Source organism: Streptomyces sp. NPDC050564 (assembly GCF_044457265.1).
Taxonomy (GTDB): Bacteria; Actinomycetota; Actinomycetes; order Streptomycetales; family Streptomycetaceae; genus Streptomyces.
The window spans coordinates 99,466-112,024 of record NZ_JBITGS010000004.1 but is presented as its reverse complement, the minus strand read 5'-3'; the positions used below and the strand labels follow the sequence as shown (position 1 = coordinate 112,024).

Here is a 12,559-nt window from a genome sequence, read left to right as displayed (position 1 = left end):
CGGCGGCGGTGATACTGGACCCATGAAGCTCAGCCGCCCCGTCTCCTGGTTCCTGCTCGCCTTCGGGGTGTGGAGCTGGGTCATCTGGATCACTTTCGTCAAGAACCTGTGGAAGGACGGCAGCGGGCTCGCGTTCAACGACGCGGGGGATCCGACGGCGTACTTCTGGGTGCACCTGACGCTCGCCGTCGTCTCCTTTGTCTTGGGGACGGTCGTCGGCGTGATCGGGTTGCGCGGGGTGCGCGCTTTGCGCCAGACGTCATAACGCGGATACGGCAACCGGGGGATACGGCGTCATGGTCATCGTCTTTGTGCTGGTGGGCCTGGTTGCGCTGGCCGTGCTCGGCGCGCTGCACTGGTACGCGTGGCGGCGCCTGGTGCGCGACACCACGTCAGGGCCCGGGGTGGCCCGTCGGGTGGGCGCGGCCGTCTTCGTCGCCGGGCCCCTGCTGATGTTCGGGGCCGTCGCGAGTGAGCGGGCCGGGGCGCCGTTCTGGCTTCAGCGGGTGCTGGCCTGGCCCGGGTTCCTGTGGATGGCGCTGGCGATCTACCTGGTGCTCGCGCTGGTGGTGGGGGAACTCGTACGGCCGGTGGTGCGGCGGGTGGTCGAGCGGCGGGCGGTCGTCTCGTCCGCGCGTGTCGACTCGGCTACGTCTGCCGTCTCGTCCGGCGGTGCCTCTGCGTCTGCCGTCTCGTCCGGCGCTGCGTCTGCGTCTGCCGTCTCGTCCGGCGGTGCCTCTGCGGCAGCCGTCTCGTCTGTCCCTGCCGTCGAGGGTGAGTCGGGGCCGCGCCGGAGCATCCGTCCTCGGCCCGGCGCGGAATCGGCCGGGTTCCAAGAGGCCGGTGTTGATGCGCCGGCCGCTGCGGGCGGACCTTCCGGCGCGTCGCCTTCGGCCGCATCGGCGGGTGCGGGCCGTCCCCCGTCGAGTACCGGTTCCCCCTCGCGTCGGCTCTTCGTCTCCCGGATGGTGGGTGGGGCGGCTGCGGCTGCCGCTGTGGGGACCGTGGGGTACGGGACCTATGGCGTTCTGCGCGGGCCCAGGGTGAAGCGGGTCACGGTGCCGTTGGCCAAGTTGCCGCGGTCGGCTCATGGGTTTCGCATCGCTGTCGTCAGTGACATTCATCTGGGGCCGGTGCTGGGGCGCGGCTTTGCCCAGAAGGTCGTCGACACCATCAACTCCACACAGCCCGATCTCATCGCGGTGGTCGGCGATCTCGTCGACGGCAGCGTGAAGGACCTCGGTCCGGCGGCTGCGCCGCTTGCACGGCTTCGGTCGCGTTTCGGGTCGTACTTCGTCACGGGTAATCATGAGTACTTCTCCGGGGCCGAGCAGTGGGTCCGGGAAGTACGGGGGCTGGGGATCCATCCTCTGGAGAACGCGCGTACCGAGTTGGCCGGATTCGATCTCGCGGGCGTGAATGATGTACAGGGGGAGAGCGAGGGGCAGGCGCCCGACTTCGGCAAGGCGCTCGGGGACCGGGACACATCGCGGGCGTGTGTGCTGCTCGCGCATCAGCCGGTGCAGATTCATGAGGCCGTGCGGCACGGAGTCGATCTTCAGCTGTCCGGGCACACGCACGGCGGGCAGTTGTGGCCGGGGAATTTCATCGCCGGCGCCGCCAATCCGACGCTTGCCGGGCTGGAGCGGTACGGGGACACGCAGTTGTACGTGTCCCGGGGTGCGGGGGCCTGGGGGCCGCCGACCCGGGTGGGTGCTCCCTCGGACATCACGGTCGTGGAGCTGGCCTCGCGGCAGGCCTGAGCCGAGGGCAGACCTCTGCCGGGCCTCTGGTCGGAACGGGGCGCGCGCGGTGTCACGAGCCCATGGGAAGCGGTGTCGGCAGGGCCGAGGTGCCGCGGTACGCGGCTGTGCTCGGCGGCGTCAAGGGGTGGCCAGTTCTCCGCCAGTCGCCTTCTGGCCGCGGCGAAGGTGTCCGTGCGCGGCGCGGAGTGGTGCAGATGGGCATCGTGCGGGGGCAGCCGACGCAACGGTAGCCGGCCGGGGCGCGTGAGCAACGGGATGCGGGGACCCGCCATGTGCGCGAGGCGCTGCTCCGCGATGGCCTGGGTGATGAGGCAGTGAGTCAACTGGCCGACGTACCTGTGAAGTTGACGAAATCGGTCGACGAGGCGAGCGTCGTGCGTGGTGAGTCGCCGAGTCACTGGAGCTCCCGGCGGGAGAGGCCCGGAACCACTTCTGCAGGCAGTGCGACAGGTGGAGACGCCCTGGCGCCGTCCGGAGGTGAAACAGGCCTGAAACGCGCCATCCGAAGACCTTGTTTCATTCTTCAAGTACCTCTTCCCCCGGCTGAAACTCCTGTGGTTAGGTGATCCGCGTCACTAGGGGAGTGACGTGCGGTGGGCCTGGGGAGGGGCACCGATGCGATCGGTTCGCATACGGATTCTCGCGACGCTACTGGTACTGGCGGGCGTGGGCGTGGGTGGCTGGCAGTTGCTGCCCAAGCAGGAGAACAGCAACAGGACGATCAGGGTGGGCACGACGGACGCCGTCACGTCGCTCGACCCGGCGGGCGCCTACGACGCGGGCTCCTGGGCGCTGTTCAGCAATGTGTTCCAGTCGCTGCTGACGTTCGAGCCGGGCGGCGCCGCCCCTGTGCCCGACGCGGCGAAGAGCTGCGACTTCGTGGGTACCGGGCTGCGTACGTACCGTTGTACGTTGCGCGACGACCTGACCTTTCCGAACGGGCGCGGGATGACCGCCGAGGACGTGAAGTTCTCCTTCGAGCGGGTGAAGCGCATCAACTCCCTGGTGGGGCCCGCGTCCCTCTTCTCCACCCTCGGCTCGGTCGACGCGGACGGTCTCACCGTCACCTTCCATCTGTCCTCGCCCGACGCCACGTTCCCGTTCAAGGTGGCCACCGGCGCCGGTTCGATCGTCGACCACACCCGCTACCCGAAGCGCACCCTGCGCACCGGCACCGGCGCCGACGGCACCGGGCTTTATCTGCTGAAGACGTATACGAAGAACAAGCGGGCCGCGCTCGCGGTCAACCCGAAGTACAAGGGTGCCGTCAAGGAGACCGGCCGGCCCATCGTGCTGCGCTACTACGCCGACTCGCAGGCCCTGGAGGCCGGCTGGAAGGCGAAGAAGTTCGACGTCGCCGCCCGCCAGCTGCCCCCCGAGCTGCTGGCCGACCTCTCGCCGAGCGACCCGAACCAGCGCGTCACGGAGGTCGACAGTGCCGAGACCCGCAACCTCGTCCTCAACGTCCGTGCGAACTCGCCGCTGCGCGACCGGCGGGTGCGGCAGGCCATCGCCGCCCTCATCAATCGCGAAGAGCTGGTCAGCCAGACGTACAAAGGCACCACCGATCCGTTGTACGGGCTGATTCCGGCGGGTATCACGGGGCACTCGACGTCGTTCTTCGACGACTATCCCAAGCCTGACCCGAAGAAGGCACGGGTGCTACTGACCGAGGCCGGGGTGCAGTTGCCGGTCCGCTTCACTTATGGGTACGGCCAGGGGCGGGGCGCCGCGGGGCAGGAGGCCGCCGAGCTCAAGCGGCAGCTGGAGGCGAGCGGTCTGTTCAAGGTGGAGACCAAGGGTTATGAGTGGACCGAATTCCAGAAGCGGTACGCCGAGGGGCAGTTGGACGCGTGGGCCGTCGGCTGGGTCGCCGACTACCCCGACCCGGACACCTTCGGCGCCCCGCTCGTCGGCACCGGCAACAGCATGAAGAACGGCTACAGCAGCAAGGCGGTCGACCGGCTGGTTCTGACCACTCAGCAGTACAAGGACCGCAGTCTCGCGAACGGCTCCTTCCGGCAGCTCCAGGAAGTCGTGGCTCAGGACGTTCCGCTGATTCCGCTGTGGCAGCGCAAGGAGTACGTACTCACCAGCGAGGACGTCGGGGGCGGTCAGTATCTGTCCGACGGGACCGGTGTGTTCCGCCTCTGGCGGCTGAGCTGGATATGACAACCGACGTGATCTCGCGGGGTGGAAACCCGCCCCTGTGACATCGCGCTCCTGACCCAACGCAGCACCATGTCGCAGGTGTGTGCGGGGTGAGGAGTGGATGTGGTGCGACGCAACTCCTTGCGGCCGCCCCGGCATCCGGCGTCCGTCGGTCTCGCCCGGCGCAGGGTGCGGGACCATCTCGCCGACTGGGGTCACCGTGGCGACGACCCGGCCCTTGAGGACATCGTGCTTCCCGTCTCCGAGTCGGCGACCAAGGCGGTGCGCCACGGACCGCTTCCTGAAAGGGAGTTCGAGGTCGCCGTGACGGCACTCGCCGACGGGCCCTGCTTCATCGAGGTCTCCGACGAGGGCCTTGCCGAACCCCGTCTGCGGCCGGTCGCCGACTGGGAGGAGACCGGCCGCGGGCTCCATCTCGTGGAGAACATCGCCGCGGCGTGGGGGGTGTGGAGCCGGCGACGCTACGGGAAGACGGTGTGGGCGCTGATGGCCGCGGCCACGTGACTCACGGCCTGGGTGTGGAGCCGTACACCGTCAGGAAGCGGTCGCGGAACGCGCTCATCTTCCAGACCGGCGCGTCGTGCTGGGGCTGCAGGCCGTCCGTCCAGCCCCAGTCGGCGATCTTGTCGAGCACCTTCGGGTCCTTGGCGACGATCGAGACCGGCACGTCACGGCTGGCGTTGTTGCCGCTGACCCGGGCGATGGGCTGGTGGTCGCCGAGGAAGACGAGCACGGTGTCCTTGTTGCCGTACTTCACCAGGTAGTCGATGAGGCTGGTCACCGAGTACTGGATGGACTTGCCGTACTCCTGCTTGGACTTGGTCGAGTCGGTGATGATGTCCGCGGGCTTCTTGCCGGCCTTCTGGATGGCGTCGTAGATCGAGCCGTCGCCGACCTGGTCCTGGGGGACCGTCTTGGGGATCGGCGCCCAGGGCTGGTGGCTGGAGGTCAGGATGATCGTCGACATCAGCGGCTTGTGGTGCTTCTTGCCGTGCACCAGTCGCTCGAACGCGGTCAGGGCGTACTGGTCGGGCATGGTCGACCAGCTGAACTTCGGTCCCTTGTAGCCGAGGTCGCGGGAGTCGTAGAGCTTGTCGATGCCGTAGAACTTCTGTTCCGGCCAGGCCTTCTGGACGCCCGGCATGACCCCGACCGTGTCCCAGTCGCCCGTCTTCTTGAAGGCGCCGGGGAGCGTCAGGTGGTCGCCCGCCGTGACGGTGCGGTAGCGCTGCTGGTTGTTGATCCACAGGCCGGACAGGAAAGTGGAGTGACCCAGCCAGCTGCTTCCGCCGTACGTCGCCGAGGTGAGCCAGCCGCTCTTCGCCGCGAAACCGGCCTTGGTCAGCTTCTCGTTCTCGGCGGTGAGCGTCGCGTCGACGCCCGGCGCCATGACCGGGTCCTCGATCGCGCTGCGGCCGTAGCTCTCGATGAACGTGATCATCATGTCCTTGCCGCGCAGCCCCGTCAGCAGCTGGTCCGGCGGCGTGTCGGCGAAGGCGTCCTTCTTGGCGATCTTCGCGAACGCCGCCTCGTCCCGGATCGTGTTCCGCACCCGCTCGGCACGGTCCTGGACGACCAGCGTGGTGTGTTCGGAGGCGATCGGCACACCGGTGAACTGCACGCCGAGCGCCGCGCAGGTGACCCAGACGATGGCCATCACCAGCGTCGTGCGCGTCGCCCTCTCGGTGTACCGGGCCAGCAGGTTGCCCAGCCGCACGACCGACAGCGTCATGAGGGCGAGCACGGCGAGCACGATCAGTACGACCACGACGACGATGCCGAGGGCGCCCTTCTTGCCCATCGTGTCCTGGAGGTACGCCTGCGCGTCGCCGAACAGCGTCCAGTCGAGGACGACGTTGAATCCTCGTCCGAGGTATTCGTTGAAGCCGATGTCGAGGAAGTTCAGGACGGTCAGCGCGCCGAGACTCAGCCCGGCGAGCGCCGCCACGGCGATCCGCGGCTTGCGCGGCAGGACGATCAGTACGGCCGCGCCGAAGATCGCCTCCACCGGGATGCGGGCGAACTCGGCGGGCCGGAAGTCGTCGATCTTGCTCGGCATGAGCAGCGCGAACAGCACGAGCGCGGCGGCCAGGCCGGTGGTCGTCCACGCCAGGGTGCGGGCCGCGACGGGGTACTTCTCGCGCCAGCCGCGCCAGCGCCGCCGGCCGCGGACGGGGGAGGCGGCGGGGCCAGGGGTGGCAGTGGGAGCGGCTTCGGCCGGGGCTTCAGGGCCGTCCGATGCGGGGGCCGGGGCTGCCCCGTCGCCGGGGGTGGTTTCGGTGTCGTTGGAGGTTGCTTCGGCTGGGGGTCCGGTGTCGCCGGCGGTTGCTTCGGCCGGAGCTTCGGCGTCGCCGGTGGTGGTTTCGGGCGTGGCTTCGGTGTCAGTGGAGGTTGCTTCGGTGGGGGTTTCCGGGAGGCCGGGCGTGGCTTCGACCGGCGCTTCGGGCTCACCGGACGTGGCCTCGGGCACGGCTTCACGCTCACGCGAGGTGGCTTCGGCCGTGGTCTCACCCTCACCCGGAGCGGGCTCCGCGGGCGGCTCCGGCACAGGCCTCGCCTCCGGAGGCATCTCGTCCGTGTTCGGCAGCTGTCGAGAGCTCGTGTTGAACGACAACCCGGCGGTCCTTCCGTGCGAAGCCCGGTGGTGGCGCGGCGGACCAGGCTGGGGACGTCGGGGCCGCCTTCATCTGTACCTGAATCTGTGTACGGTGCCGTGGCGGCCCGTGTTCAATCATCCAGGTCAGCTTCTTCCCAAGTCGGTTTCAGCAGGTCACCGCGCCGGGGGAGTCACCGTCACCACGCCTGAAGCGCGGCGGCACCGTGCCGAAAGCGTGGCAGCACCGCGCGGGGAGTGTCCCCGTCATCGCGCGGGGAGCGCGAGCGTCATCGCGCCGGCAGCGTGAGCCCCCGCGCCGAGGGGGCCAGCCGCACCGCGCCGAACAGCGCGAGCGTCACCGCGTCGGCAGCGTCACCGTCACCGCCAGCCCCTCGCCCGGTGCCGTTCGTACCGCCACCTCGCCCCCGTGTGCCGCCACCACGCCGTGCACGATCGCCATGCCGAGCCCGCTGCCCGCGCCGCCGCCTGCCCGGAAGAACCGGTCGAAGATGCGTGCCGCGTCCTCCTCCGGGAGCCCCGGACCCTCGTCCGTGACACACAGCCGTACGACACCGTCCGCGCGTTCCAGACCGAGCCGCACCGGCACTTCGGCGGGCGTGTGGGTGCGTACGTTGCCCACGAGATTTCCGAGCACCTGGCGCAGCCCCGACTCGTCGGCCTGCACCAGCAGCGTGCCGTCGGCGCCCACGCTCACCGGGCGCCCCGGCTGCTGGGCCCGCAGATCCTCGGCCGCGTCCCGCACCAGGCGGCTCAAGTCGACGTTCTTGAAGCGAAGTTCGGGACGCTGATCGAGGCGGGCCAGGGTGAGCAGCTCGTCCACGAGCCGGCCCATGCGGTCGGCCTCCCCGTTCATCCGGTCCCAGGCCCGCTTGCGCTCGGCCGGATCGGTCAGCATCCCCTTCTCGTAGAGCTGGAGATAGCCGCGTATGGCCGACAGCGGCGTGCGCAGCTCGTGCGAGGCGTCGCCGACGAACCGGCGCAGCTGGGCGGCGCTGCGCTCGCGCGTCCGGTACGCCGACTCGACCTGGTGGAGCATCGAGTTGAGGGCGAGCCGCAACTGCTCGACCTCCTGGGTCGGATGGTGGCTGGAGGGCACACGCCGGGTCAGATCCCCCTCGGCGATCGCCGAGGAGGTCTCCACCATGTCCTCGAGCGGCCGCATCCGACGTCGTACGCTGAACATCGTCAGGCAGGCGAGCAGCGCCAGCAGCAGTGTCCCGATGGTCACATCGAGCTTGAGCGCCTTCGCGATGCCCTTGTGCAGCGCGTCGGTCGAGGTGGCGAGCAGCACGTATGTGCCGTCGGCGAGCCGGGCCCCGGTCGCCCGGTAAGCGGCGCCGTGCACCGTGACGTCGTGCGGTTCGCTGTCGGCGGCGAGGGCGTGCGGGTCGTGCACGGCGGCCGCCAGGGCTCGCTGGGTACCGGTCGGCTTGAAGCCGGCTATGGCGACGGCCTTCCCGGTCCCGTCGACGGCCGTGAAGATCGAGTCCGGTTTCGGTGACTCGTCCGTGGGGGGCAGCATGCGGTCGCGTACGAATGCCAGCGCGCTCAGTGAGTCGATCTGTTGCATGGTGAGCTGCGAACTGCCGAGCGACTCCCGGGTCTTGGCGAGCTCGGTGTCGACCTGGTCGAGCAGATAGTGCCGCATGCCCATCAGGCTCACGGCGGTCGCCACCACTATGCCCAGGGCCAGCAGCCCCACGTTCGCGAGCGTCAGCTGGCCGCGGAGAGAATGGATACCGTGCCGGCAGAGCGGGCGCCGGAGCCTCACGCGCGCCGGGATTTTCAGACGCGCCGGCATCCTCACGTGGCCCGGGATCTTCAGACGAGGCAGGCTTGTCATGCGAGCCCGTATCCGACGCCCCGCCGCGTCTGGATCACCGGCGGCCCCAGCGGTTCGAGCTTGCGCCGCAGATAGCTGATGTACGTCTCCACGACGGTCGACTCGGCCGAGTGCTCGTACTGCCACACGTGGCGCAGGAGTTGCTCCTTGGGCACGATCCGCCCGCCGTTGCGGACCAGGAAGCGCAGCAGGGCGTACTCGGTCGGCGTGAGCTCCACCGTATGGCCCGCGCGATGGACGCTGTACGTCGTCTCGTCCAGCTCCAGGTCGCCGTATCGCAGGGGCGGGCGCTGCGGCAGGACGTCGTCCGCGCGGGTGCGGCGCAGTACGGCCGTGATCCGGGCGACGACCTCGTCGATGTTGAACGGCTTGGTGATGTAGTCGTCGCCGAAGCCGAGCGCTCCCACGATCTCGGCGGGCGCGTCCCGTGCGGTGAGGAAGACGATGGCCAGGTCGGGCTGGCGTACCCGCAGTTCACGGCCGAGCGCCCGGCCGTCGCCGTCCGGCAGCATCACGTCGAGCAGCGCGGCGTCGGGGCGGGTGCGCTCGGCGAGCGTGAGCGCCTGGCGGACGGTGCCCGCCGTCATCACCTCGAAACGGTGATAGCGCAGGGCGATGGCCAGGACGTCCGCGATGCTCGGCTCGTCCTCTACGACGAGCACGGTGGCTCCCTCGTGACCGGTCATGTCCCCAGTATCCGCACCGGCACTGACAGCGAGGGGCGTCCGCCCTTTGGAGTTCCTTGAGAGTCATGGCCACTGCGTGTCCACGCGCGCGTGCCCCCGGAAATCCTGTTGTCCAGGACCTGGGGGACCAACCGACCGACTAAGGAGCGTTGAGCGTGGCGACATTGGCACGGTGGTGCTATCGGCACCGGCTGGTGGTCCTGTTGCTGTGGGTGGCGGCATTGTTCGGACTGGGCTTCGCGGCGTCCACCGCGGGCACGGACTACGCGAATGTCTTCTCCCTTCCGAACACGGACTCCAAGCGCGCGTACGACCTGATGGAGAAGGCGTTCCCGAACAGTGCGGGCGACACCGACACGGTGGTGTGGAAGGTCGACGAGGGAACGGTCCGGGACCAGTCCGTAAGGTCCCGGATCCAGCCCGTACTCGACGAGATCGGGAAGATGAAGGGCGTCGGCGACGTGGCCGGCCCGTACTCGGGCGACCGGGGCGCGGCGCAGATCAGCCAGAACGGCAAGATCGCGTACGCCCAGGTCACCTTCGCGGAGCAGGCGAACGCCGTCCCCAAGGCACTGGTGCAGGACGTCGTCGACACCGCACAGAATGCCGAACGCGGCGGTCTGCAGGTCGAGCTGGGCGGTCAGGCGATCCAGCGGGTGCAGGAACCGCCCACCGGACTCGCCGAAATGGTCGGCATCCTGGCCGCGGCCGTCGTCCTGTTCCTGGCCTTCGGCTCACTGTTCGCGATGCTGCTGCCGATCGCCATCGCCCTGTTCGGCGTCGGCACCGGCCTGTTCTCCACCCAGCTGCTCAGCCACGCCACCGACATCCCCGACCTGGCCCCGCTGCTCGCCACCCTCATCGGGCTCGGTGTGGGCATCGACTACGCGCTCTTCATCGTGACCCGGCACCGACGAGGCATCCTGCGCGGCATGAAACCGGAGGAGTCGGCGGTCACCGCCCTCAACACCTCCGGCCGGGCGGTGCTGTTCGCGGGCGGCACGGTGTGCATCGCGCTCGCCGGGATGCTGGTGACGAACCTGCGGTTCCTGGACGGCGTGGTCATCGGCACCTCGCTCACCGTCGTCTTCAGCGTGCTCGCGGCGGTCACCCTGCTGCCGGCGCTGCTCGGTCTGCTCGGCACCCGGGTGCTCAGCCGCCGCCAGCGGCGCAAGCTGGAGGCTGGGGGCGCCCCCCGGTCGAGCGAAGCCGAGAGTGGGGGAGGGCCTGAGCCGGAGCGGGCGAGCGGTGCCGCGGCGCGCTGGTCGGCGAGCGTCCAGCGGCGCCCTCGTACGATCGCCACCCTGGCCGTGGTCGTCATGGCCGTCCTCGCGCTGCCCGTGCTGTCACTGCGGCTGGGCGCCACCGACCAGGGCAACGACGACGCCTCGACGACGACCAGGAAGGCGTACGACCTGCTCGCCGAGGGCTTCGGGCCCGGTTTCAACGGCCCCTTGCAGGTGGTCGTGTCCAGCGGCGACACGGACAGCCTGGTGAAGGGCATCGGCGACACCGCCGGAGTCGCCCGGGTCGCCGCGCTGCCGCCCGCGCAGGGCGTGACGGTGATCCAGGTGGTGCCGACGACCTCGCCGCAGTCGGAGGAGACCGACCAGCTCATCGACACGCTACGGGACCGAGTGATCCCCGACGCGGGGGCTCAAGCCCACGTCGGTGGCGTGACGGCCGTCTCCAAGGACTTCGCCTCCATCACCGGCGACCGGCTGCCCCTCTTCATCGCCACGATCATCGGTCTCGGCTTCCTGCTCCTGCTGGTCGCCTTCCGCTCCCTCGTGGTGCCGCTGACGGCCGCGCTGATGAACCTGATCGCCGCGGCGGCCTCCTTCGGCGTCCTCACCGCGATCTTCCAGTGGGGATGGGGCCTCGACCTGCTCGGCCTCGGCAAGGAGGGGCCGATCAACGCCTTCCTGCCCGTCATCATGCTGTCCCTCCTCTTCGGCCTCTCGATGGACTACCAGGTGTTCCTGGTGAGCCGGATGCACGAGGAGTGGGTGCACACGAAGGACAACGCGCGCGCGGTGCGGGTCGGGCTGACGGAGACGAGCCGCGTCATCAACAGCGCGGCGCTCATCATGGTCTGCGTCTTCCTTGCCTTCGTCCTGAGCGGCGACTCGGGGGCCGCGATGGCGGGCGTGGGCCTGGCGGCAGCCGTCGCCCTCGACGCCTTCATTCTCCGTACGGCCCTGGTGCCGGCGGCGATGCATCTGCTCGGCAAGTCCAACTGGTGGCTGCCGGCCGGCCTCGAGAAGCGGCTGCCGCATCTGGCGGTGGAGCCGAAGGAGGAGACCCTGGAGGAGCTTCCCGCGGAGGGCGGCGCCTCGGTGGTGCACGGCCTCATCCGCACCGCCGACGGCGATCCGGTCGAGGGGGCGGTGGTGACCCTCCTGTCCAAGGGCGGGCGCCAACTGGACCGCGTCAGCTCGCTGGCGGACGGCTCGTACATCGTGTCGGTGCCCGCGCCGGGTACGTACCTCCTGGCGGCCACGGCGGCGTCGTACGGGGCCCGCGCACGGCACGTGGTCGTGGAGGACGGGCCGCTGGTGTACGACGTGGAGTTGGCGGAGGGGGAAGTCGACGCGGTGAACTGAGTCTCTTGCCCAGGCTCGTCGGCTCCTGGGCCTCATCGCCTACCGAGACTCGTCGGTTCCTGAGGCTCGGCGCTTGCTGAGTCTCCCAGGGGGCCCGTTTTCCGAACGGGCCCCCTGGGACGAGCTCTTCTTGGCCGGATCGGGCAGGGCCTTGGTCATCCCCGGCAAGAAGTCCGTGAACAGCTCGTGCACCTCGTGGACGAGGGGCCGCAGAACGCGGAAGCGGGCCAGCACGACGCCCCGCGCGGTCAGCCGGGCCCCGCGCTCGGCGAGCCGGTAGCTGCGCTCGCGTCCCTCGGTCCGGTCGAAGACCCAGTACAGGACGAGCCCCATCTGGGAGAGCCACATCAATTCGGGCAGCGCGTCCCGCAGTTCCTCCGGCACCTTGGTCTTCGCCCCGGCCAGTACCTCCCGGTGGACGCTGATGGCCTCCACGCGCGCGTGCTCCGACTCGGGGGAGAAGGGACTGAGCGGGCTGTCCGGGTCGGCGGCGTTCTTGAAGAACTGCACCGCGAACTCGTGGTACGGGGTGGCGATGTCCAGCCACGCCTTCAGCACCCCGCCGAGCCGGGCCTCCAGATCCGTCTCGCGATCCAGCACCTCGCGCACCGCCACCTGGTGCTCGGCGGCGATCCGGTCGTAGAAGCCCTGGATCAGGTGCTCCTTGCCGGCGAAGTAGTAGTACGCGTTGCCGACGGAGACCCCGGCCTCCTGGGCGATGGCCCGCATGGTGGTCTTGTCGTACCCCCGCTCCTGGAACAGCCGCATCGCCGTCTCCAGGATCAGGGCACGGGTCTGCTCGCTCTTGGCGGGCGGCTTGTCCGGGCCTTTTTCGGGGGTCACGTCGGAGCCGGAGCTGTCCTGACCGG

Annotated in this window: 9 protein-coding genes; 5 read left to right on the top strand and 4 right to left on the bottom strand. The window is 69.6% G+C overall.

Translation table 11 applies throughout. The annotated features are described in order from the left end of the window. Positions 1 to 22 precede the first annotated feature (22 nt). The 4 genes from ACIBK0_RS08195 (at position 23) to ACIBK0_RS08180 (ending at position 4,442) form a co-directional block, all read left to right on the top strand. Positions 23 to 265 (top strand): SCO4848 family membrane protein, encoded by a 243-nt coding sequence (locus ACIBK0_RS08195; RefSeq protein ID WP_399076921.1) that lies wholly within the window; start codon positions 23 to 25, stop codon positions 263 to 265. Between the two features lie 31 nt (positions 266 to 296). Continuing rightward, the gene (locus ACIBK0_RS08190; RefSeq protein ID WP_399076919.1) at positions 297 to 1,763 is read left to right on the top strand and encodes a metallophosphoesterase; all 1,467 of its coding nucleotides are present in this window, start codon (positions 297 to 299) and stop codon (positions 1,761 to 1,763) included. A gap of 618 nt (positions 1,764 to 2,381) precedes the next feature. Beyond that, positions 2,382 to 3,938 (top strand): ABC transporter substrate-binding protein, encoded by a 1,557-nt coding sequence (locus ACIBK0_RS08185; RefSeq protein ID WP_399076917.1) that lies wholly within the window; start codon positions 2,382 to 2,384, stop codon positions 3,936 to 3,938. 102 nt (positions 3,939 to 4,040) lie between these two features. Then, positions 4,041 to 4,442: an ATP-binding protein gene (locus ACIBK0_RS08180; protein WP_399076915.1), complete on the top strand. Its 402-nt coding sequence runs from the start codon at positions 4,041 to 4,043 to the stop codon at positions 4,440 to 4,442. Position 4,443: 1 nt separating this feature from the next. On the opposite strand, the gene ACIBK0_RS08175 is transcribed toward ACIBK0_RS08180, so the two are convergent. From ACIBK0_RS08175 to ACIBK0_RS08165, 3 genes are all read right to left on the bottom strand, one after another. Beyond that, complete coding sequence (locus tag ACIBK0_RS08175; protein ID WP_399076913.1) at positions 4,444 to 6,486, bottom strand: sulfatase-like hydrolase/transferase; 2,043 nt, start codon at positions 6,484 to 6,486, stop codon at positions 4,444 to 4,446. A gap of 403 nt (positions 6,487 to 6,889) precedes the next feature. Further along, the gene (locus ACIBK0_RS08170) at positions 6,890 to 8,356 is read right to left on the bottom strand and encodes an ATP-binding protein (RefSeq protein ID WP_399077356.1); all 1,467 of its coding nucleotides are present in this window, start codon (positions 8,354 to 8,356) and stop codon (positions 6,890 to 6,892) included. A gap of 38 nt (positions 8,357 to 8,394) precedes the next feature. Beyond that, the gene (locus ACIBK0_RS08165) at positions 8,395 to 9,084 is read right to left on the bottom strand and encodes a response regulator transcription factor (RefSeq protein WP_399076911.1); all 690 of its coding nucleotides are present in this window, start codon (positions 9,082 to 9,084) and stop codon (positions 8,395 to 8,397) included. Positions 9,085 to 9,248: 164 nt separating this feature from the next. Between ACIBK0_RS08165 and ACIBK0_RS08160 the strand changes: the two genes are divergently transcribed. Further along, positions 9,249 to 11,690: an MMPL family transporter gene (locus tag ACIBK0_RS08160; protein ID WP_399077353.1), complete on the top strand. Its 2,442-nt coding sequence runs from the start codon at positions 9,249 to 9,251 to the stop codon at positions 11,688 to 11,690. Between the two features lie 39 nt (positions 11,691 to 11,729). Here ACIBK0_RS08160 and ACIBK0_RS08155 read toward each other — a convergent pair whose 3' ends face one another. Further along, positions 11,730 to 12,533: a TetR/AcrR family transcriptional regulator gene (locus ACIBK0_RS08155; RefSeq protein WP_399077351.1), complete on the bottom strand. Its 804-nt coding sequence runs from the start codon at positions 12,531 to 12,533 to the stop codon at positions 11,730 to 11,732. Positions 12,534 to 12,559: the final 26 nt, after the last annotated feature.

Bases quoted from the DNA above. Each gene is read 5' to 3' on its own strand.
- ACIBK0_RS08195 (WP_399076921.1), top strand. From the start codon at position 23: ATGAAGCTCAGCCGCCCCGTCTCCTGGTTCCTGCTCGCCTTCGGGGTG.
- ACIBK0_RS08190 (WP_399076919.1), top strand. From the start codon at position 297: ATGGTCATCGTCTTTGTGCTGGTGGGCCTGGTTGCGCTGGCCGTGCTC.
- ACIBK0_RS08185 (WP_399076917.1), top strand. From the start codon at position 2,382: ATGCGATCGGTTCGCATACGGATTCTCGCGACGCTACTGGTACTGGCG.
- ACIBK0_RS08170 (WP_399077356.1), bottom strand. From the start codon at position 8,356: ATGCCGGCGCGTCTGAAAATCCCGGCGCGCGTGAGGCTCCGGCGCCCG.
- ACIBK0_RS08165 (WP_399076911.1), bottom strand. From the start codon at position 9,084: ATGACCGGTCACGAGGGAGCCACCGTGCTCGTCGTAGAGGACGAGCCG.